The organism is Lysinibacillus sp. RS10, from assembly GCF_041956855.1.
In the GTDB taxonomy this organism is placed as follows: domain Bacteria; phylum Bacillota; class Bacilli; order Bacillales_A; family Planococcaceae; genus Lysinibacillus; species Lysinibacillus xylanilyticus_A.
This window is the reverse complement of record NZ_CP167122.1, coordinates 789,002-811,732: the sequence shown is the minus strand read 5'-3', so window position 1 is coordinate 811,732 and position 22,731 is coordinate 789,002. Positions and strand designations below refer to the sequence as shown.

General features: G+C 34.6%; 14 protein-coding genes and 1 other annotated feature. Of the genes, 6 read left to right on the top strand and 8 right to left on the bottom strand.

Features of this window, described 5'->3' with window-relative positions; translation table 11 throughout:
• The first annotated feature begins 199 nt into the window (after positions 1-199).
• The 3 genes from ACB089_RS04095 (at position 200) to ACB089_RS04085 (ending at position 5,631) form a co-directional block, all read left to right on the top strand.
• Positions 200-388: a hypothetical protein gene (locus ACB089_RS04095; RefSeq protein ID WP_374965408.1), complete on the top strand. Its 189-nt coding sequence runs from the start codon at positions 200-202 to the stop codon at positions 386-388.
• Positions 378-3,815, top strand: coding sequence for a hypothetical protein (locus ACB089_RS04090; protein ID WP_374965407.1), 3,438 nt, complete (start codon positions 378-380; stop codon positions 3,813-3,815). The genes ACB089_RS04095 and ACB089_RS04090 overlap by 11 nt, the downstream gene beginning before the upstream one ends.
• Before the next feature lie 883 nt (positions 3,816-4,698).
• Positions 4,699-5,631, top strand: a complete 933-nt coding sequence (locus tag ACB089_RS04085) for an alpha/beta hydrolase family protein (protein ID WP_374965406.1) — start codon at positions 4,699-4,701, stop codon at positions 5,629-5,631.
• A 1,270-nt stretch (positions 5,632-6,901) separates the two neighbouring features.
• Here the strand turns inward: ACB089_RS04085 and ACB089_RS04080 are convergent.
• From ACB089_RS04080 to ACB089_RS04065, 4 genes are all read right to left on the bottom strand, one after another.
• Positions 6,902-7,402, bottom strand: coding sequence for a hypothetical protein (locus ACB089_RS04080; protein WP_374965405.1), 501 nt, complete (start codon positions 7,400-7,402; stop codon positions 6,902-6,904).
• Positions 7,403-7,621: 219 nt separating this feature from the next.
• Positions 7,622-8,770: a sensor histidine kinase gene (locus tag ACB089_RS04075; protein ID WP_374967660.1), complete on the bottom strand. Its 1,149-nt coding sequence runs from the start codon at positions 8,768-8,770 to the stop codon at positions 7,622-7,624.
• The gene (locus tag ACB089_RS04070) at positions 8,770-9,453 is read right to left on the bottom strand and encodes a response regulator transcription factor (RefSeq protein ID WP_374965404.1); all 684 of its coding nucleotides are present in this window, start codon (positions 9,451-9,453) and stop codon (positions 8,770-8,772) included. Before ACB089_RS04070 ends, ACB089_RS04075 begins: the two co-directional genes overlap by 1 nt.
• Positions 9,454-10,277: 824 nt before the next feature.
• The gene (locus tag ACB089_RS04065; protein ID WP_374965403.1) at positions 10,278-11,684 is read right to left on the bottom strand and encodes a PLP-dependent aminotransferase family protein; all 1,407 of its coding nucleotides are present in this window, start codon (positions 11,682-11,684) and stop codon (positions 10,278-10,280) included.
• A gap of 106 nt (positions 11,685-11,790) precedes the next feature.
• Here ACB089_RS04065 and ACB089_RS04060 point away from each other — a divergent pair, with 106 nt between their 5' ends.
• Positions 11,791-12,696 (top strand): DMT family transporter, encoded by a 906-nt coding sequence (locus ACB089_RS04060; RefSeq protein WP_374965402.1) that lies wholly within the window; start codon positions 11,791-11,793, stop codon positions 12,694-12,696.
• A gap of 529 nt (positions 12,697-13,225) precedes the next feature.
• Here the strand turns inward: ACB089_RS04060 and serS are convergent.
• From serS to ACB089_RS04045, 3 genes are all read right to left on the bottom strand, one after another.
• Positions 13,226-14,506, bottom strand: a complete 1,281-nt coding sequence (serS, locus tag ACB089_RS04055) for a serine--tRNA ligase (protein ID WP_374965401.1) — start codon at positions 14,504-14,506, stop codon at positions 13,226-13,228.
• A gap of 74 nt (positions 14,507-14,580) precedes the next feature.
• Positions 14,581-14,796: a binding site (T-box leader), on the bottom strand.
• A 473-nt stretch (positions 14,797-15,269) separates the two neighbouring features.
• Positions 15,270-17,045 (bottom strand): group II intron reverse transcriptase/maturase, encoded by a 1,776-nt coding sequence (gene ltrA / locus ACB089_RS04050; protein WP_374967580.1) that lies wholly within the window; start codon positions 17,043-17,045, stop codon positions 15,270-15,272.
• Positions 17,046-19,986: 2,941 nt separating this feature from the next.
• Complete coding sequence (locus tag ACB089_RS04045) at positions 19,987-20,460, bottom strand: MarR family winged helix-turn-helix transcriptional regulator (protein ID WP_374965400.1); 474 nt, start codon at positions 20,458-20,460, stop codon at positions 19,987-19,989.
• Positions 20,461-20,608: 148 nt separating this feature from the next.
• Here ACB089_RS04045 and ACB089_RS04040 point away from each other — a divergent pair, with 148 nt between their 5' ends.
• Positions 20,609-21,190: a DUF3238 domain-containing protein gene (locus tag ACB089_RS04040; RefSeq protein WP_374965399.1), complete on the top strand. Its 582-nt coding sequence runs from the start codon at positions 20,609-20,611 to the stop codon at positions 21,188-21,190.
• A 59-nt stretch (positions 21,191-21,249) separates the two neighbouring features.
• Positions 21,250-21,876 (top strand): FMN-dependent NADH-azoreductase, encoded by a 627-nt coding sequence (locus ACB089_RS04035; RefSeq protein ID WP_374965398.1) that lies wholly within the window; start codon positions 21,250-21,252, stop codon positions 21,874-21,876.
• A gap of 308 nt (positions 21,877-22,184) precedes the next feature.
• Here ACB089_RS04035 and ACB089_RS04030 read toward each other — a convergent pair whose 3' ends face one another.
• Entirely contained in the window at positions 22,185-22,556 is a 372-nt protein-coding gene (locus ACB089_RS04030) for a DUF2185 domain-containing protein (RefSeq protein WP_374965397.1), read from the bottom strand.
• Positions 22,557-22,731 lie beyond the last annotated feature (175 nt).

Sequence of the window (22,731 nt, the reverse complement as noted above, 5' to 3'; positions counted from 1 at the left end):
GGAAGAGTTAAACCCCCACTAATTATGCCGTCTTTGTGTATTTTTTTACGGTTATAAATAAAAATTCTAGTTATATATAGATTGTATTAATTTCGCCCGACTTAAATTTGGGTGTAATAAAAAACAACCTATAATTGTAAAAATGCTAATAATGAATTAAAATCTTTTTAATGCTTTTATTCCCAAAAGGAGGATTATAATGGAATTTACTCAGGAGTTAATTTTAGGAATTCTTGCTTTAGTAGCTGTAGGTGGAGTTTTTGCAATTACAGTTTCTTTCTCAAAAAACAAATCTGTTAAATCTATTAAACAAAGAGGCAAGAATTCTCATGCTTATATCGATTCTGATGTTCGTATAAACCAGAAGGATGAAAAAAATGAAAAGTAAAAAATTTATTAAACAAACAGGCGATAATAGTATTGCTGCGATTAATTCTAATATTTTCTTAGTTAATAATTTTCCACAAAATGACATTCGTAATTTCAAAAAAATAATTAATAATGATCAGACTCGGAAAAGAAACAGTTTTTTCGAACCTTTTTTTAGTAAGTTTGCTAATTTTTTTAAATCAGAACCTGCAATTTCTTTTGAAACAGATAAAATTATAGAACCTAATTTAGCTGTAATGCTAGCTAAACGTGAAGATGCAGTAGAATCATTAGTAAAAGTATTAGATAATAATACTTTACTTAACTTGTATGGAGGAACTTTAACTGGTAAAACACATTTGATTTACTTAGTAGGTAAGTCTTATACAAATCAAAATAATTCTCAATTATTTTGGTTTGAATGTGGTAAGGGTTTAAAAGATAATATCTCAGAGCAATTATTTAATGAAATGAAATCTCTATTTGAAATTAATGAAATAGATGAATTAGAAGGTGTGTTAAAGACTTTACCTATTAACTCAGTATTCATTTTCGATGATTTTCCATTTAATAATTCTAGTGAAAATGACAAACAGTTTATTTTAACTTTGCTAAATATTTGTGAACGGTTCAGTTTTAAAATTATCTCTTCTAGTGCGACTGATATAAATTTTAGATTCAAGTCCCTACTCAAACCTAACTCTTACCAGTCTTCTAATATTCCATCTTTTAATGAAAATGACGTATATGCTATATTAGACAGGTTTTCTAATCTAGATACAAAATCCAAAAATCATATTAGCAAACTTATAGCAGGATTTTCTGGTCAAAATCCTGCAATTTGTGCTGCACACATTCAATTATTAAAACAGCATAACTGGATTATTGACGATTTTGTAACTACATTAATTCAAAAGAGTTTTACGATAGAAGATCTAGAAAACTACATTCAAGATATACTTACATCGACACTAGTTGATCAAGAAACAAGAGAACTACTATATCGACTTTCATTAGTAACCTTTAAATTTGATTCTAATTTAGTTCAGAAGCTTTCATCTATAAATCCAGAAATTTCATTTTATAACGAAAAATTCCGTAATGTAGAGGGATATTGGGTAGAATCTTTTGGTAGCCTATATATGTGCAATCCTTTAATAAAAAATTTAGGAGAAAAAAATATAAATTTGCAAACCTTGAGAGAGGTGCATAACACGTTAGCAGATACTATTTTAAACAAAAAGAATTTAACACCCAAAGAGTTTATAAATGCTTTTGTTCATCTAATTGATTCTAATAACCACAATAGAGCTGCATTTTTACTAACACATATATTAAAAAGCCTAGAAGAATCTGATGTTGATAGAGATTATTGGTCATTAACATCTATCTGGATTGATACAGGTTTACCAAAAGAATTAGACGAAGATATAGCTTACTTACTAAAAGCACAACAAATAATAACACGTGCTAAGTTCGATAAACCTATTGAAAAGTTATTAATTGAATTTCTCAAAATGACCGAAGAACATGATAAACATGCAAATGAGATTGCCTTTTATCTAACATTCTATTTATCTAATTACAATATTGATATAACTTTAGATTTTTTCCTTGAATATAATTTATTTAAAAATGCTCCTTCTGAATTATTAGATGAAAATAATTGGGAAGTTTTTATATGGATTATTGCTAGTAAAATCCGAGGAAATGGACCTGCGCTTAGAAAATTTGTTGATATCCTTCAGCTAATGTCCATTCAACAATTCCAAAATTCTTTGCAGGACGATATAGGATATTCTTCAATTCAATATTTAACTACTCAAACTTATATAAACTTAAAGAAAGATCCTATTGATTTAACTGATGTTAATAACACATTAGATATTCTAAATAAACTAGAAGAAATAGGGGAAAAATTCCAATCCAATTATTTTAAGATAGATGTATTATCAACCAAACTGATTATTTTTAATGAATATGAAAAAGACTTCGAAAAAACTATAAAAACCTATTCAGAAATTCAATCAATGGTTGAAAGTACCGAAAATATATTCCTCTTAAATTATAGAATGGGGAAATCATTGTACTTTACGGACAAAAAATCTGAATCAAAGCCTTACTTAGAATTAGCCAGCAAAAACCTAACAAATCATTACGAATATGAATCTATCGACACATTAATGTTATTGGCAACAATTGAAGATGAAAATACACTAGCTTTATTAAAATTAGCGGAAGATAAAGCTGTTAGTTCTGAGTTTCAATTACCGATGCTACTTACTAGATTATATGCAGAATTAGGTACTTACTATTTCCTTAATAACGGCAACATTAATTGTTATAAGTATTATAAAAAATCATGGGAATCCAAACTTTCAGATGACCCTGAAAGTTCTAATTACAAAATTGCAGTTTGTTTATTAGCTCATTGTACAGGTTACGTATCATCAATTATCAAAGATGGAACTCCACCAGGACCTTTGGAAGACGGTGATTATGTAAAACCCTTCATTGGAAGTAATTGGATTCACAACGAAAAAGTTGCTGAGTTATACAAATATACAATACATGAACAAGGAATGTGTTTTCATTTAGCTTCGATTTCTGAAAGTTTAGAAATCTATGATGATGCCTATTTGTGGTTACAAGAAATTTGTAATAACAAGAATTCAAGTAGATTATATATGTTAAGTGCGTATGAAATATTGCCGTATTTAATTAATTTAAAATCTTATTCTACTGCACTAAAGTATTGTATTGAAGCTTCTCTAATACTCTATACAAGTATTGACTTAACGGAAAATGAAAGGAATTTGTTTGATTCTATTGAGGTTAATTTACAGTCTATAGAACAAAATTACTCTAAGGAATTTTATGAAAAAGTTTTAGTAGAATCAGTAATTCCAATCATTTCAAAAGTTTTTTCTGATAATCAATTAAACGTCAATGAAAAATTCCAAATCATTCAAAATTTATTAAAAGATATTGATATTAATAATGTTCAACTAAATTCTACCTTCATAGATTTAGACAATTATATAAAATTAATTAGAGATCAAGAATTTGCTAATGATAGTCAAATATTAGATTCTAAATCATCTAATGAAAAGACTATCTTTTATATTATGAATGCTGAATTTGTAAGTATTAGGCAAGCAGCGATTTATCACATCCAAATAATTAATATCTTATCAGAGAATTATTCGAAAAAACCCTTTGCCATTAATGAAATTATAAATAAATACTTTGTTACTTTCTGGGTAAATAAATTTATGAATAATTGGTCAGATTTTAAGAATCCAGATAAATTACAAATGATATTAGTCGACATGTCAAACAAGACACTCTTAAATCCAGCAAAGAGTATTTTAAACACCCTTTCTGAAATGTATCAATTAGTCTTGCCTGCAGAAATTTTTCATTTCTTAAATAATGAAGCGTGAGCGTTCCTAAGAATCCGTGAGACAATTCCCCTCAATAAATGAGGTACTTATATTGCTAATACAATTTCAAACAATAAACAAGGTCTTTCTTATAAGTTCGTAACTTATAAGAAGGCTCTTTTCTCAAAGATTGTTGCAATGAAGAAAATCAATCTTCAACAATCGCGCCCGATTGTTGAATATAAGTTAGCATGAACCACAACCACTGAGAATGGAAATTAATTACGTTATGCTATTTGGATATGAGCAGGAAAAAATGATATAAAATAGTAATTGTCATTTCAAGGTTTATTCACTTTTAACTAATAAAAAATAAAATGAAATTATATACCGTTATATATGTTTCGTGACCAGAAAGTGACTAAAAAGATAATAGCACCTGACTAAAATAGTTAGGTGCTACCACCACTGTTCCCACATTCAACATGTGCGGAGTGTATGTGGCAACACATGAGGTGCTGGTCGGTTTAAGTAATTGGCTAGGTCCTACCACGGTAGAACCTAGCCTTTTTTTTATATTCATATTTTTTTCTTCAACTAAAGCCTCGGTTACTTTGAATACATTTCTTCACAAACTTTATACTGAAAGCAGCTATTAATAGGTATGTTCAATATTAAATTGAGTTATTATTTCGATGATAATTTTTAGCTTACTTTAAAAATTCTAGCTCTTTTTCGGTAAAAGGGTTTTAAAATAAAATTGGTTCTGTAAATGGCAACTTTTCTTTAATTGAATCTAATTTTCCTTTTGCAGTTTCATCCATTAGTTTTAGTAGTATTTCTATTGTTTCTGATATTTTTTTGTCTTGACACTTAATTGTACTAGTTTGTATTATAATGATAATTACATATAATACCCATTAATATTAAAAGGAGCTTATTCATGAAACTAAAAAAACCGTTAACAATTATGGCAGGTGTTATGCTTACAGCTGCACTAAGCGGATGTGCAACAGAAAAAGCACCTGAAACAAAGCAAGAATCTGTTGTAAATACGGAGTCCAACAATGAAACAAACAAAGCAACGACTTCTGAGAAAAGTGAAATCGTTTCCACTGATGTTACAGTTGAAAATGAAGGAAGAAAAATTCCAGCAACATTAGTTCTTCCTAAAGGAGAGGGCCCTTTCCCGTTGGTAGTAATCAATCATGGTTTTGCAGGAAACAGACATGAAGGAGAAGGTTTAAAAGCTATTGCACAAAGTTTAGCGGAATCTGGAATTTCATCAATTCGTATGGACTTTGCTGGATGTGGGGATTCAACAGCTGATTTCCTTGAATTTAACCTAACAAATAACGAATCAGATTCAAATGCAGTATTAAACTACGCCTTAAAAAATGCACCGATTGATACCAATAAACTAGGAATTTTAGGCTACAGTCTGGGTGGGCGTTTATCACTGATGATTACGGATCGCGATGATAATCCTTATAAAGCAATGGCATTGATTGCACCTGCTGCGAATAGTTATATAGATAATAAAGCAGAGTTGGCAACTGCACAAGAAAAAGGATACAATGAGATTGAATGGTTTGGTAATACATTACATGTCGGCGCTAAACATTATGAGGATTTAATAGCTTCTAACGCAATTATCGAGAAGTTGACTAAAAAAATTGATACAGTCGTTATCAGCGGAAGCAAAGATGACTTGGTTACACCTGAAGTAGCTATGGATGTTGCTAATAAAATTGGAGCAGAATTTGTTAATGTTCAAGGTGCTGACCACGGCTATGGTTTCTATAGTGATCAAACGGAACACCGTGAACAAGTGGTAAAAACAGTGACTGAATTCTTTTCAGAAAAAATTAAATAAATAAAAAAGGATGACTGAAAAATAATAACGGGTTCTCCTTTGGGAGAGAAAAGTAAGAAATAAATCACTAATTGACAGACCAAATAGCAAAACGATGGTCTGTCTTTTTTATTGTAGAATCAATCCTTTTTCTACAAATCGAAAGAAAAACACAAAAAATTAGCATACAAAACGGCAAAGGACAATAACTATTGTCTTTGATGCTTTCACTGCGATTTCAAAAGTTAAAATTGATACTAAACATGGTGTGAAAATCACCCAAGAACAACAACTGGGAATTGTCTCCAAAAAATTCAATATAAATGATATATTATATTTGAAATAATGGCGGGGTGATGAAATGGATTATCATCAACACTTCTGATATCGTAAACTCTTCCATGTCTCAATTCTTCCGTTTCAATAAGTCGGTGCCTCCCGTGGGAGGTAAACCTCTTTTAGTCTTACGAGAACCTTATTAACCGTTAAAGATTTGCCTTGCATGATTAAATGATTCTTCATTAGTCTAGTGGCTATCCCTCCATGTTGATTAGACACTTCATTGGTACTGTTCCACCACTTTCACTGATATAAAGATAAGTTATACAACAGCTACTCTCACTCCTGCTTTCCTTATCAACGTTTCTTTAGGAGTAAGCCCTCCACGTTATCAGCTTACAATGTTGAATTATATCTATTATAGAATGAACTTAGGTGCTTCCTGTAAGCCTGTTAGCGTTCATACGCCTGTAACGTATCGTGGATTTTCATATTAGTTAGTCTTACTCACCCACATCTAACCTCACAATTTGGTGATATACACATTTCTATGTATCGCAGTTATAGACCCGTACATTCAGAAGTTCGTCAGCTTAACCCTTTCTTTTAGGTTTATTCGCATTCTCACCATATTCATTCAAATCAAGCATCATGATTTACACCACCCCCGCGGGTAGGCTTTCGACAGCCGAACTGTTACGGTAAATTCTTACGCCTTTTCACCGAGCTTATAACACTATTATTCTTACTAGGAACATTTCGCACAACTAACCTGCTTACATTAGTTGAATAGCAGCAATCTTTTAGAAAACAACCTTTTAAAAAAACCCATAAAACCTTATACATTCCCATACATTATAGGTTGACATAACAACTGAATTAGGCAGTAACGATAAAGAATAAACCCTTGTCATTACTGCCTGTTAAATTCGACACCTTACAAATAAAAAAGCCGTTACAAAAGCTCCTCTTAGCAGAAGTTTACTTTTGTGACAGCTCCAGTTACTATATATTACTTATTGTTTGTTTCCGCTGATTTAGTAGCTTCAGTTGTTTCAGCAGCTTTTGTCAGCTTGCCCTCTTTTTCAAGCTGAGCAATCAGTTCATCTAATGTGACCCCTTTTTCTTTAGCCATTTCTTCTAAGTTGACAACTTCAGTTGATTCAATAGCCTCTGTTGTTTTTGCAGCTTTTGTCAGCTTTCCTTCTTTTTCAAGCTGAGCAATCAGTTCATCTAATGTGACCCCTTTTTCTTTAGCCATTTCTTCTAAGTTGACAACTTCAGTTGATTCAATAGCCTCAGTTGTTTCAGCAGCTTTTGTCAGCTTTCCTTCTTTTTCAAGCTGAGCAATCAGTTCATCTAACGTGATTCCTTTTTCTTTAGCCATTTCTTCTAAGTTGACAGGTTCACTAGATTTAGTAGTTTCCCACATGTCGTTGCTCGCAGCATATGCTGATCCTGCAACAACAGATAACCCTAGCACTAATGTCGCAATTGATAATGTTTTCTTCATATTAAATTCCTCCTAGAATGTTTTTAGCCTCTACCCTACGATGGGTAAATTCCATAATATAACAATAGAATCTGGTTGCCTGCACCCTTTCTATTGGATGTCACCAATATATAACAATCCATGTTAAATCCGTGTTAAGAGGAATACTTCTTATAAATTTTTTCAAAAAAAGCTTTAAATAAACAGTTTCAGCTGCCATTCAAAGCCTTTTTCATTTTCTTATTTTATTTTACCAATTGTAATTTCGAAACAAGTACCGCCGTTTTCATTATCCGTAACTACGATGTTTCCGTTGTGCTTGGTTATGATACTTTGCACAATGGAAAGTCCCAAGCCTGAGCCACCCAATTCACGAGAGCGTGATTTATCCACTCTGTAAAACGGCTCAAATATATTCTTTTTTTCCTCATCAGGGATACCAATTCCCGTGTCTTTAATTTCAACCATTATCTGCTTTTTATCCGATTTAACTTTAATCATTACCTTACCGCCGTCGATATTGTATCTAATACCATTTTCAATAAGGTTATAAAACGCTCGATAAAGTAAATCTGTATTTCCGTAAACAACACTATCAGCGCAATCCAAATATAGTTTAACCTCTTGTTCATCAGCAATATGAGAAAGTTCGGAAACAATATCCTCAAAAACATCCTTCAAGCAGATGGTTCCATTCTCAAATCCATCATTCATATTTGTCATATCTAAAAGGGTAAATACAAGCTCGGATAATCGCTGTGTTTGCTTTTCAAAAACGTTAATGAGTGCATCATATTCTTCTGTAGAATGTGCGTTTTTCTTTTTAAATACATCAACTTTTGTTTTTAAAACCGCAAGTGGCGTTCGGAGTTCGTGGGCTGCATTTGCGGAAAAGCGACTTTGTATCAAAAAAGCATTGTTTAGCTTATCTGTCATTTCATTAAAAGATTGCGTTAGCTCAGCTATTTCATCATTGGTTGGTGGAATGTCCATCGTTTCCGATAGATTATGCACAGTCCTATTCTTAATTTGACTATTTAGTGTATCAAGCGGTTTTAACACTTTGCCCGATACATAATATGTCAATACGCCACCACAGACAATGATTAAAAGCATATAAAAAATACTTTCAAACTGAAAGTCCGTTTTTGCTTTTTGTACATCTCCAGATGGTGTAAGCATCATGTCATTTGATGGCATTTGAAAATTGTCAATAACATTGCTATCTTCACCAACCTCTTGTGCAGGTAATAAAATGGCTGCATCAATTTTTGTTGCCATTATACCAGCAGAAAAATTCAAAATTAATGTTAGCCCTACACAACAAATCGTTAATAAAATTACCATCATTGCAGTAAGTCGCAGCCGAATTGGCATTTTTCTAAACATCAAGTATTACCATCATTTTTAGTAATAAAATAACCCTCACCAATCTTTGTACATATTGGATCATAATCTAAAAGAGCTTTAAGCTTTTTTCGTAATGTTGCTATGTGAACTCGAATAACTCCACTAAAACTATCAGCATTTTGGTCCCATACATGTTCAATTAATTCTTCTTGACTAACTACTTTTTCTTGATTAAGCAGAAAGTATTCAAGCAATCCGAATTCTTTTTTTGTGAGTATCAGTTCTTTTTCACCCACAAATGCGGTGCGTTTTGATAGATTAATAGATATATTACCGCAAATCAAAAGGCTATTTTCCTGCACAAATTTCCATCTTAATAAATTCCTTATTCTTGCTTCCAATTCCGCAAATTCAAATGGTTTAGTTAAATAATCATTCGCACCAATATCTAAGCCTTTAACTTTGTCGTTTACGCTACTTCTTGCACTAAGGATTAAGATTTTTAATTCTTTATTTTCTTCTCTTAACTTTTCTAAAACCTTTAATCCGTCCATTTTCGGAAGATTTAAGTCAAGGATTATTAAGTCATAATTTTCAACGTACGCCAGTTCATAAGCATCTTCTCCATTACTACATGTATCAACTGCATACCCTTCTATTCTAAGTCCCTCAGCGATAGCTTCCTGTAAATCCAACTCATCTTCAACAACAAGAATTCTCATATCTTAATCACCTCATTTTCATAATTATAAAGAGTGTGTGTTAAATCTATGTTAAACAATTATTACCAAGAAATAATTTCCATCCCTGAAGGAATACATCCATGGTCACTGATTTATGTTTACAAGTACCAAACACCTATAATAGTGTAGCTGTCACTTTGGGCGATAAATAGTAGTGCGAGACACGCCACACTTTTTCCGCGATACCCTTTATAGGTGTACCACTTTCGATAAGTGATTTCTGTAGCTTTAGAATAAAGATTCATCAAAATGGAGTTTCTCTTTTTAGCTAAGTATGAGACTTCTATAAAAAGTTTGATCATTTCAATAAGTCTTCTTTCACAACCTGCGTCGTTAGTTTAAGTGCAATCCTTCACAATCTTTTCTATATTCTAACATAAATATCCAATCCTTTTTAAAGGTTGCTCCACAATATGGCCCTTTAATGAAAACGAGCGCCGATCCTTATTACAGTATCGCGCCCGATTGTTGAATAAGCAGCCAAAAGCAACCCCCATTCAAAATAAATGGGGGGTATAGTTACCTAACTTGCGTTTGAGAACGATATTAGGTTTATGTTATAAATCCTTGTTGCACTAAAGAACCCAAGTAGAGTTAAAATTATTGTGTTATCTGTTCAATGGATTTACCGTCTGAAGACAAACCTGTAATAGTAGAGCCTATAAGGTCTTCTCCGTTTGTGACTAAAAACCAAAACTTCTCAACATTGTTATATTTTATTAATTTGGCTTTATACTGGTTTCCACCATTAGTTTTAACGTTCACTTCTTCTATTTGAGGGTCAAGTATCTTCCCTTTTCTTCCTATTCTTTGAATAAAGAATCATAAATATTAGTTAATTTATGCATACCCTTCCTAATTTTCTGTTCATTCACAAAGGAATAACTGAGCCTTATATACGGAATATCTTTCTCATGTGGATCACAGATATACCCTGAAACATAGGATATAGAACTTTCTAGTGCCATGTCTTTTAACAAGTCTTTATCTATTTCCTCATCAAACCGAACCCATAGATTTAGTCCTCCTGCGGGGCTATCCCATTTAAAGTGGTTTTTGAGGGCTGCTTCCATTGTCTCTTTTCTTATCTGTAAAGCAATCCTTAGTTTTTCCATATGTGTTCGGACTCTATCGGAAGTAAGATAAACCAAAAAGGCTTTCTGATTTAGTAAGGGGGTTCCAATATCCGCAAGCGCCTTTCCTTTAATGAGCCATTTAACTAAGTTCGGGTGGGCAACCATCGCACATATTCTCAATCCTGGAGACATGTATTTACTAAAACTGCGTAAATAAATGACATAGCCTCCTATATCATAAGCAAAAATAGGCGGCGGCGGAGGCTCTCGAAAATAGATTTCATGAACAGAATCATCTTCTAGTATTATACATTTATATTTTTCTGCCAGCTCTGCGAGTTGCTTTCTTTGTTTAGCTGGCACCGTATAACCTGTCGGGTTATGAAAAGTTGGATTTGTATAAAAAAGTCTTGGTTTATATTTTTTCATAAGCGACTCCACTTCTTTCAGGCAAAAACCTGTTGCTGATATGGGCAAAGAAATTAGTTTTGCTCCCCTGTTTATAAATATATCAGTTGCTCCACTGTATGTTGGACTTTCAATCAGTACATAATCACCCCCTTGGATAAACACCTTCGCAATAATATCAATGGCTTGCTGTGCTCCAGTAGTAACTACAATAGATTCTTCATCAATATATAGTTGGTCATACTTTCGGAAATAGACGGATAATGCTGCAATTAATTCACCATCCCCTTTTACAGGAGCATGAGTTCCAAGCAAATATGGGTACCTGTCAAATAACTCCTTCACATGTTGGGAAAGGTATCTATTGGGCATTAAGGACGGATCTATAATAGCGGTAGAAAATTCATAGAAGGTAGGCTCAAGATGGATTTCCGACAGATGGCTATTTTTAATATAGGAATGGATAACAGGTTGTTCCGTCTTTTCGTGTAAATGGTCAATGTCCTTATAATAATAGCCCGTTTTGTCTTTTGCATAGACATGACCTTCCTCTTTTAGAAGTTGATATGCTTTTAAAACTGTCAGTCTGTGAACCCCTAGCGACTCTGCAAGATTTCGTACAGAAGGTAGCTTGTTGTCTTTTTTCCATTCTCCACTTTTGATATGAGTTAAAATATATTCAGAAACTTGCTTGTACAGCGCAGTATTTTGTGATTTTACCTTCATTAAAATCCCTCCTACTCTATTATCGTCCTATTTGCTTAAATCTGGTCTGTATAAAATCATCTGGTCTGTGCTATCTAGTTTACAATTAAGCGCAGGAGGAATTACAATGATAATAATTTTGTATAGTATTATGTGTTTTATTTTTGGAACTACTTTTTTGGCAATTAAGGTTGGAGTAGACGTAGGATTCCCCCCCTTCCTTTCCGCAGGTATTCGTTTTTTAGTTGCAGGTGCCGTACTTTTTCTTTATCTGCTTATACGCAAGCGAACATCGTGGAAACTACTATTGCGGAAAGAGCTCATGCTCACTGGATTTTCTTTAACCTTCATTACTTTTGCGAGCCTGTATTGGGCAGAACAATTTGTTTCCTCTGGTGTTGCAGCAGTGCTTTCGGCTTCAGGAACCATTTTGATTATCCTCTTCCAAACTGTCTTTTTGCAAGTAAAGATAAACAAATCAAGTATATATGGAGTAATAATAGGATTTATCGGTGTCTTCTTTTTATTTTTGCCAGGCCTTACAATTGACTGGAGCATGCAATGGATATTAGGATGCGGGATTATCCTCATTGGGGAAATGGGTTATGCAGCTGGTTCCATTTATTCAGGAAAAATTATTCGCTTGTTTAAGGAAGAAAGCCCAATAGCATTGAATGCTGTGCAAATGATTTATGGAGGTTTATTCTTGCTGCTTTTATCTCTACTTACTAGGGAAACAACACCTGTACTAACAATGCCTGTGTTTGTATCGATTGTTTACCTGACGATTGCAGGATCAATGATTGCCCAAACTATTTATTATTATCTAGTGGCAAAAACAAATGCCTTTCTTCCTTCGACATGGTTGTATGTGTCGCCACTAATTGCTTTAGCTATCGGACACTTTTTCTACGAAGAAGATGTCCATCCAGTTATGCTTATTGGGGTGATTTTAATATTAAGCAGCCTTGTTTTAATAAATCTCAAAAAAGTTATTCAATTAGTGTCAAAAAAAATGCCATCCTCTAATTGAAGATGCCATGCATTTATCATAAGAATGTACCATTCTCAAAAATAAATTTATGGCACAATTTTATTATTTAATAAGTGAGGACTTCTTCGTTTGAAGTCCTTTTTCTTATGATAGGTCTAGGAACACCTTCTTGAGCTAACCTGCCCTGTTAGCTTAAGTACATTGTTTCACAAACTCACATCAAGATTAACATAAAATCCTATTTTTAATTTAGAAGTGTTATTCAATTAAATGGCCCTTTAATGAAAACGAGCGCTGATCCTTATTACAGAATCGCGCCCGATTGCGGAATAGTGGAAAATGCGAAAGAGCTGCAAAATGTCATTTCTAAATTTTTTCTAATAAACCCCCATTCTTGATTATAGTAACATCTTTTTTAGTCTCGCTAAATTTCCTTTAAGAAATAATAAAGCATTTTTTTAATTCCAAGGCGTTTACACCACCCGATACTATTAAAAGCATCTGTAAATCGATAAAAAGCAATATAATTAACTGTTAAAGGATATCTAAAATAGCTTTTATCCGTTATTTATTTTGGTGCAATTATTTCTTTACCACCCATGTATGGTCTTAGAACTTCTGGAATTACTACGCTTCCATCTGCTTGTTGGTAGTTTTCTAAAATAGCAGCAACTGTACGTCCAATAGCAAGACCTGAACCGTTTAATGTATGAACATATTCTGATTTTGCATTTGGCTCACGACGGAAGCGAATATTCGCTCGTCGTGCTTGGAAATCCTCAAAGTTAGAGCAAGAAGAAATTTCACGGTACATGTTTTGTGCAGGAATCCAAACTTCTAAATCATATTTCTTCGCTGCAGTAAAACCTAAATCAGCAGTACACATTTTTAGTTTACGATACGGTAAGCCTAGTAATTGCAGTACTTTTTCAGCATGACCTGTTAACAACTCTAGCTGTTCATAAGATTCCTCTGGTTTTACAAAGCGTACTAATTCCACTTTGTTGAATTGGTGCTGACGGATTAAACCACGTGTATCACGACCTGCAGAGCCTGCCTCTGAACGGAAGCACGCACTATAGGAAGCAAAGCTTTGTGGTAAAGACTCGGCCAGTAAAATTTCATCACGATAGAAGTTTGTTACAGATACCTCTGCTGTTGGAATCATGAAATAATCTGTTTCCTCTAATTTAAATACATCTTCTTCAAATTTAGGAAGATTTCCAGTACCCGTCAAGCTATCACGATTAACAATGACAGGTGGTAGCATTTCTTCATAACCATGCTCTTCTGCATGTAAATCCATCATAAAGCTCATTAATGCACGTTCCAAGCGAGCGCCAAGTCCACGATAGAATAAGAATCGGCTACCCGTTACTTTTGCGCCGCGTTCAAAGTCTACAATTTGAAGATCTGTAGCAATGTCCCAGTGTGCCTTGATTTCAAAATCAAAAGTTGGTACTTCACCCCATTTTAATACTTCAACATTGTCATCTTCTGTTGTCCCTACAGGCACAGATTCGTGCGGAACATTTGGTAAGCGCATCATCATATCTTTGAAGCGATCTTCTACATCATTTAACTGTATGTCTAGCTCTTTAATTTCGTCGCCTACCTGACGCATACGTGCAATTACTGCATCTGCATTTTCTTTGTTACGCTTCATCACAGAAATTTGCTCAGATACTTTATTACGTTCAGCTTTAAGTTCTTCTGTTTTAGCGATTAACTCACGACGTTTCGCGTCTAAGCCATCAAAGTCGTCTAAATTTCCTAAATCTTCATTGCGTGTTAACAACATTTCTTTAATTTCCGCGAAATTGTCGCGGACGCGTTTAATATCTAACATAGTTCATACCTCCAGTAGATTGATAATGATGGCAGTAGGTTTTATAAATGAACACAAAAAAGCCCTCATCCCATGAAAGGGACGAGAGCTACCCGCGTTGCCACCCTAATTGATTAGACATTCGCCTAATCCACTTATCTCATAACGGCATTTCAACCGGCGACAGCCTACTTTACTCACTTCGACTGCGCAACTCCAGGACGGATTCACAAGTGCTTTTATCAGCTTCCACCACCCGCTGACTCTCTAAAAAAAACGTGATTGCTACTACTTCCCATCATCGTGTTCAGTTATTTAAATTTTAACAATACTGTACTATATGAAAATAGATTTTGCAAGCTATACCATAGGATACAAAATATTCTAGAATCCTTGAATCACCGGTTAATTCCGGATGAAATACACACCCAATAAAATGACCATTTCGCGCTAAGGTAATTTTCCCCTCATAATTCAGCAAAAATTTCAACATTTTTACCGACTGCTTAAATACGAGGAGCCCGAAGTCTTCAATGGAAAGTTACAATAAAGTAGTTATAATTCATCTAGAATACCCCTTTAAGTCTCTTTCTATTGTTTAGTTTAAGGACAATCCTTCAGAATCCTTAATACCTTTACAAGTTATTATAGTGATAGGTAAGCCTTTGAAGTTATCTCCAGCTTTTCCCCCACTTCACACCGTACGTGCGAGTTTCCCAGCATACGGCGTTCCAATTAATTCAATTCATTCGATTTCTATGTAAGGACAAGATGTAATGTGGAATTAGATTGCTTCGTTCAGACATTGCTCACGCAATTCATTTACTTTCATTAGTTGCTTTTTATCTAGTTGAAGTACTTTTATGAGTACTTCAATTTTCTCGAGGTCTTTAAGGTGGATTAGTCTATGAACTGATTTATGTAAAATGATTAAGTTGCTATAAGAATCATCTTGCGATAAATAATATGGAGTCCTGTGGTGACAGTGCCAGTCATCAAAGCTAAGTTCAACCCCAGTTACAGCACATTTACCATATTGCGCAATAAATCGACTAATCCGATTATCGTTATACTCAATGGATCGTTGAGGAATAAACTGTTGCATCACATTTATAAGCGTATGCTTGTTAATTGCTTTTAAACTCTGATGAATTTTATTTCTACCTTCGGTAGTATAGTTACAGATACTTTGCGAGAAGTTTAGATTTATTCGGCAACGTTGGGCATGAATTGGAGCAAGTGCCATATCTTTAATTTTATAAATTTTGCATTTGTATCCGTTATACCTTTTTCGTAAAGATTTCGTGAGGTCTTGAAGCGTCGCTTCTTTTCTAATGCCTTTTAAACGATTGTGTAGCGTTCTATGAATACGGTAGTTCAGCTCAATTAAATCATCTGTTATGTGTGACGCTGCGGCGTAATAGTTTTGAATCCCCGTAACAACCGTATTAAATCGCCAGACATTTTCAATACATTGATGTTTTTGTATTGTTTTTACCGCTTTTTTCAATTTTATTTGTGCATTGTTTAGAGCCTTTTTTGTCATATGTGAATGCGCAACATATAGGGTACGCTTCGCAGTTTTCTTAGAATGAGCTTTAATACGAAAACCTAGAAATTCGGAAGAATTTTTCTTAAGATTCACGACTTGCGATTTTTCATCGCTAATTTCTAGATGCAAACGTGTTGTGAGGAAATCTTCAACTGCATAAAACATACGTATTGCTTGTGAACGTGTTCGACAGAGAATTTTAAAATCATCGGCATACCTCACAATATAACAATGCTTTAAGTTCGATTTCTTTAATGCCTGATTCATATTCGCTTTGTTTTTATAAGCTTTCTTTGATTCAAAGTTTTCCCATTGATTACTAACCCACCAATCAAGTTCATTCAATACAATGTTCGATAGAAGTGGTGAAAGTATTCCTCCCTGTGGGGTTCCTTTTATCGGAAAACCTTCGCCTATTATTTCTGCTTTTAAAAGTCGTGAAATTATAGAAAGTAGTGCTTTATCACGAATCCCCAATGTCCACATTTGTTTTAACAGTTTCGCATGATTAACATTATCAAAGAACCCTTTTATATCAACATCTACACAATGGTACAAACACGCTCGATTTATCAAAGTTTCAAAACGTGCTTTAGCATGATGTGTACTACGATTGGTTCTGAATCCATAGCTATGCTTATAGAATTTTGCTTCACAAATTGGTTCTAATACTTGTAAAATACACTGTTGAAATAACCTATCCCAAATTGTAGGAATACCTAGCGGTCGTGTTTTTCCACTTGCCTTTGGAATAAAAACACGTCGTACTGCTTGTGGGCGATAATATTTAAACATCTTTTGTATCGTAGATACAACTTCTTCTACTGGTAATCGCTTGATATCTTCAATTGTTTGGCCATCAAACCCAGTCGTTTTACTACCCGTATTTTTCTTGATATTACGGTACGCTAATTGAATGTTTTCACGTAATTGCATTATATCTACTAAATCATAAAAATTTTGACCATCAACACTGCGAGCATATAACATATCAAATTGTTTTTGCATGTCATAGTACTCGTTATGTCTCAGTTTCTTTCGTTTTAACAAGTCGGTGGCTCCTTTTGGAGCTGAACCTCTATTAGTCTCACGAGAACCTTATTAATCGTTGAAGAACTGCCTTTCATGGTAAATAAACCTTGTATTAATCTAGTGGCGATCCCTCCACGTTCATTACACGCTTCAACGGTACTGTGCCACCACTTTCACTGATATAAAGGAAAGTTATATTATCGCTAATCTCACGATTATTTTCCTTTCCAACGTCTCATCGAGAGTAAGCTCTCCACGTTATCAGCTTACCACGTTGAATATTAACTATTATGGAACAAACTTAGGTGCCTCCTATAAGCCTGTTAGCATTGCATGTGCCTGTAACACAAGATGGACTTTTATATTGTTGATTCTTACTCATCCATAGCTAACTTCACATTTAGTGATATACACATTTCTATGTATTGCCATTCTAGACCCGTACATTCAGAGGTTCGTCAGCAATTTAGTTTATTGACCTATTATGTTGCATTCTCACCTTATTCGTTCAACCCAAGCACCATGATTTACACCACCCCATCGGGTAGGATTTCGTCAGCAAAACTGTTACGGTAAATTCTTGCGCCTATTAGCCGAGCTTATAACACACTTTTCCTTACTAAATAGCGTGCTATTCGACGCAGGGGGAGCCTTTCAGAGCGTTACTTCATCATTCGACTCCTTGTTAATATCCTTCAATTAAATATAAATTGCCCAGCCTTTACCGAGATTGTGTTAGCCACATCTCATTTAAGCTAGGAACGTGTCGCACCAACAATCTGGCCCGATTGTTGAACAAAAGTTAAACAACGCTCTTCATACAGATAGGTAAGCCTTTGAAATTATCGCCAGCTTTTCCCCCTGTTCACACCGTACGTGCGACTTTCACCGCATACAGCGTTCCAACTAATCCAATTCAATTAATCATCAACACTTCTGATATCAAAATACCTTCTATGTCTCAATTCTTCCGTTTCAATAAGTCGGTGCCTCCCTTGGAAGGTGAACCTCTTTTAGTCTCACGAGAACCTTATTAACCGATAAAGATTTGCCAAGCATGATTAAATAATTCTTCATTAGTCTAGTGGCTATCCCTCCACGTTCATTACACGCTTCAACGGTACTGTGCCACCACTTTCACTGATATAAAGTAAAGTTATATAACCGCTAATCTTACGATTATTTTCCTTCGCAACGCTTCAAAGAGAGTAAGCCCTCCACGTTATCAGCTTACAATGTTGAATTATATCTATTATAGAATGAAATTAGGTGCTTCCTGTAAGCCTGTTAGCATTCATACGCCTGTAACGTATCATGGATTTTCATATTAGCTAGTCTTACTCACCCACATCTAACCTCACAATTTGGTGACATACACATTTCTATGTATCGCAGTTATAGGCCCGTACATTCAGAAGTTTGTCAGCTTAACCTTTTCTTTTAGGTTCATTCGCATTCTCACCATATTCATTCAACTCAAGCACCATGATTTACACCACCCCCGCGGGTAGGCTTTCGTCAGCCGAACTGTTACGGTAAATTCTCACGCCTTTTCGCCGAGCTTATAACACTTTCATTCTTACTAAATCAAGTGCTATTCGACTAAGAGAGAACCCTTCCGAGCGTTACCTCTTCATTTGATTCTTCGATATAACCCTTCAATTCCGAAAGGAACTGCCTAGCTTTACCAGAGTAATGTGACCATTCTCCATTTGAGCTAGGAACATTTCGCACAACTAATCTGCCCCGTTAGCCATCCATGAAATGCAAAAATCAGCACTTCACCACAGAAAATGAAAGATGATTAAGTTCTTTCATGGGAGTACAATAAGAAAAAAGAGCTGTCTAAAACAGCTCAATGATCTTATACAGATAGGTAAACCTTTGAAGTTATCGCCAGCTTTTCCCCCTGTTCACACCGTACGTGCGACTTTCACCGCATACGGCGTTCCAACTAATCCAATTCAATTAATCATCAACACTTCTGATATCAGAATACCTTCTATGTCTCAATTCTTCCGTTTCAATAAGTCGGTGCCTCCCTTGGGAGGTGAACCTCTTTTAGTCTCACGAGAACCTTATTAACCGATAAAGATTTGCCACGCATGATTAAGTGATTCTTCATTAGTCTAGTGGCTATCCCTCCACGTTCATTACACGCTTCAACGGTACTATACCACCACTTTCACTGATATAAAGAGCAGTTATACACTCGCTAATCTCACGATTATTTTCCTTCTCAACGCTTCATCAAGAGTAAGCTCTCCACGTTATCAGCTTACCACGTTGAACATTATCTATTATGGAACAAACTTAGGTGCTCCCTATGAGCCTGTTAGCATCGCATGTGCCTGTAACACAAGATGGATTTTTATATTCTTGATTCTTACTCACCCATAGCTAACCCTACATTTAGTAGTAAATACATTTCTATATAACGTGCGTCTAGACCCGTACATTCAGAAGTTCGTCAGTAATACAGTATCTTATTGTATTTCATTGCATTCTCACCATATTTGTTCAACCCAAGCACCATGATTTACACCACCCCATCGGGTAGGCTTTCGTCAGCCGAACTGTTACGGTAAATTCTCACGCCTATTAGCCGAGCTTATAACACGCTTTCCCTTACTAAATAGCGTGCTATTCGACGCAGGAGGAGCCTTTCTGAGCGTTACCTCATCATTCGGCTCCTTGATAATATCCTTCAATTTAAATCGTAAATTGCCTGACCTTTACCAAGATTGTGTTATCCACATCTCATTTGAGCCAGGAATGTGTCGCACCAAGTAACGCACCCGTTATTTGAAGTTTAATTCTTCACAAACATTGCTGCTAATTTATATAATTACAAGAATGCTGCACAGGTTAGTACGAATTTAAACTCGTTTAACCCCCCACCTTATAAACTTTATTTTTACCAGACAGGTCTTAATCTCAATGATGATTTACATTCATTTTCTTTATAAACAAATTTTGATAAATCTTCTTTTAGCATTTGAATTCGTTCCGTGCCGATGTATTCTATCCATCGTTCCTCAATCTCATTTAGTATCTTCTCTTTTGCTTTTACTACTAACCATCCACGTTCGGTCAAAACAATGATTTTCCCTCTCTTATCAATGGGATGCGCTTTGCGCATTACATAACCACTTTTCTCAAGATAATCCACCATATTACTCACAGCTTGCTTTGTAATTCCTAAATATTCGGCTAGTTCTATTCCTGTTGCTCCATTAGGGGTGATACATTTAAACATATAACCATGTGCAGGTCTAATATCCTCAAATCCCAATTCACTCAATCTGTCATGTAGTTCATTAATTGATGTACTTAAAGATAAAGACAAAAGTGATATAAGATCCAACTCATTATCTACTTTAATATTCATATATACCTCCGTTGTATATAGTCAACTAAGTTGACTATATGGTAAATCTATTGTACTATACGTAAAGTAGTCAATCAAATTGACTATAATCCAATTGTAAAAGAAGTGTGACTCACCGAAACAAATTTAATATATTATGGAGGTTCTAATGACTAATATCGTTAAAGTTAGAGCAAGTGTATTTATTCCAATGTCTTGGATTGATAAGAAAGATACTCAAACAGGAAACCTGATTCAATTCGAAGGTGACTCACGTGAATTTACACCATATGCTGTCAACGCTATGCGTTCTAGAATTGAACAAGAAGTAGTAGTTGATTTTTATAAAAAAGAGATCTTCACATACGCGAATACTGGCATAACAACAGAAAAAATCACAACACCTGATGGTTCCGTTCATAAAAGAACAGGAAAAGCTAGTACGGAACGAATTTTGTGCACGGATGTTATCTGGGGAGAAGATGACGTCAAATTTCAAATGAGTGCTAGTGCTAGTAATCCATTAAATGAATTTGCGCCGCCAGCTGATTATCTATTACTGATACATGCCAAAAATGATGGTACTTTCGATATTCAAGGGGAACATGACGGATTCCCATGCTATGAATTTTATAAGCAAGTTGACTTCGGTCCGTTTGAGAAGATTCATACACATGACTTCAGAGAAACTGGTCATACAGCTGCATCTCTAGGTGGAGATATGGATTGTAGCTTTAAAAAGAATTTGTAAAAAAATAATAAAAATTCAATAAATCACATCATAAGAATGAACGACAGGAGAAAAAGGGAATGACAACAGTTTTATTTGTAAAAGCAAACAATCGCCCCGCAGACCAATCGGTGAGTGTGAAATTATATGAGGCTTTTTTAGCAAGTTATAAAGAATCCCATCCAAATGATACAGTGGTAGAACTTGATCTATACAATGAAGAATTGCCATATGTAGGAGTAGATATGATTAACGGTACATTTAAGGCTAGTAGAGGATTGGATCTTACGGCAGAAGAAGCAAAAACAGTAGCAGTTGCTGATAAATATTTAGACCAATTCCTTGCTGCTGATAAAGTCGTGTTTGGTTTCCCATTATGGAACTTAACAATTCCAGCTGTACTACACACATATATTGATTATTTAAACCGCGCAGGCAAAACATTTAAATATACGCCAGAAGGACCAGTAGGTCTTATTGAAGATAAAAAAATTGCAATATTAAACGCTAGCGGCGGTGTATATTCTGAAGGACCAAAAGCCGAACTAGAAATGGCTGTTAAGTATGTAGTAAATATGATGGGCTTCTTCGGTGTAAAAGATATAGAGAAAGTAGTCATTGAAGGTCACAATCAATTCCCAGATAAAACAGAAGAAATTATTGCTGCAGGGCTCGAAAAGGCTGTTAAAGTAGCAAGTACATTCTAATTTACAAAACACTCTTAAACTGAAAATGGCAGTGTCAGCGCTTTTATTGCGGTGGTACTGCTTTTTTATTCGCATATCTCGCTACTGTATGGTTAGAACTGAATTAAAGCGTGCTTTCATTCTCAACTTATTGAACCACATAAAATGGATTTTCGTGGATAAAAATCATATGAATTTGATTTCTTTATAAAACTAAACTGCTCCATTAGTTCAATAAGAAAAAAGAGCTGCCTATGCAACTCAATGATCTTCAAGTAATGCACCTCGTTAGTTGAATAGTACTATTAATGGCGGCACATCCAACACGTTTAATCTTCTGGTACTTCCAACACTTCATCAAAAACCAGTTTTCCGTTTTCATCACGTATATATGCAGTTCCTGGTGTTGAATCAAGTAATGGTATTATATCTCTGTCGAAATTACAAATCGTGTTAACTTGATATACCGAATGGTTATCGGGATTGTCCATATATTCATCACTTTCGTCGCCAGCCATAAATCTCCAACCGCTATCTGGATTTCCATTTTGGTATGGTTCTTCTCTATACATATAACCAACTTTACATCCGTCAACTGTTATTCTGTCAGTAGCAATACATCCCTCATTAGATTCAATTAATCGTTTAATCTTGTCACCTGATATAACGAATTTTTTACCTTTCTTTTTAAACCCAAACATTTTTCCTAACCACCTATTAATAATTTATTTTAATGGTCTCTTATTGAACAAACCTGCACCGTTAGTTTAAGTACAATTCTTCACAAGATAAAAATCAAATTCAACATAAATGTCCAATAAAAAAATCATCCCAAAGAATAATTAAAGAGGTGTTTTTATCAAACTTTATTACAAA

Coding starts and splice junctions, on each gene's coding strand:
- ACB089_RS04075 (WP_374967660.1), bottom strand. CDS start 8,770: ATGTTTAGAAAAATGCCAATTCGGCTGCGACTTACTGCAATGATGGTA.
- ACB089_RS04065 (WP_374965403.1), bottom strand. CDS start 11,684: ATGAAGGTAAAATCACAAAATACTGCGCTGTACAAGCAAGTTTCTGAA.
- ACB089_RS04070 (WP_374965404.1), bottom strand. CDS start 9,453: ATGAGAATTCTTGTTGTTGAAGATGAGTTGGATTTACAGGAAGCTATC.
- ACB089_RS04095 (WP_374965408.1), top strand. CDS start 200: ATGGAATTTACTCAGGAGTTAATTTTAGGAATTCTTGCTTTAGTAGCT.
- ACB089_RS04030 (WP_374965397.1), bottom strand. CDS start 22,556: ATGTTTGGGTTTAAAAAGAAAGGTAAAAAATTCGTTATATCAGGTGAC.
- ACB089_RS04085 (WP_374965406.1), top strand. CDS start 4,699: ATGAAACTAAAAAAACCGTTAACAATTATGGCAGGTGTTATGCTTACA.
- ACB089_RS04090 (WP_374965407.1), top strand. CDS start 378: ATGAAAAGTAAAAAATTTATTAAACAAACAGGCGATAATAGTATTGCT.
- serS (WP_374965401.1), bottom strand. CDS start 14,506: ATGTTAGATATTAAACGCGTCCGCGACAATTTCGCGGAAATTAAAGAA.
- ACB089_RS04035 (WP_374965398.1), top strand. CDS start 21,250: ATGACAACAGTTTTATTTGTAAAAGCAAACAATCGCCCCGCAGACCAA.
- ACB089_RS04040 (WP_374965399.1), top strand. CDS start 20,609: ATGACTAATATCGTTAAAGTTAGAGCAAGTGTATTTATTCCAATGTCT.
- ACB089_RS04060 (WP_374965402.1), top strand. CDS start 11,791: ATGATAATAATTTTGTATAGTATTATGTGTTTTATTTTTGGAACTACT.
- ACB089_RS04080 (WP_374965405.1), bottom strand. CDS start 7,402: ATGAAGAAAACATTATCAATTGCGACATTAGTGCTAGGGTTATCTGTT.
- ACB089_RS04045 (WP_374965400.1), bottom strand. CDS start 20,460: ATGAATATTAAAGTAGATAATGAGTTGGATCTTATATCACTTTTGTCT.
- ltrA (WP_374967580.1), bottom strand. CDS start 17,045: ATGCAAAAACAATTTGATATGTTATATGCTCGCAGTGTTGATGGTCAA.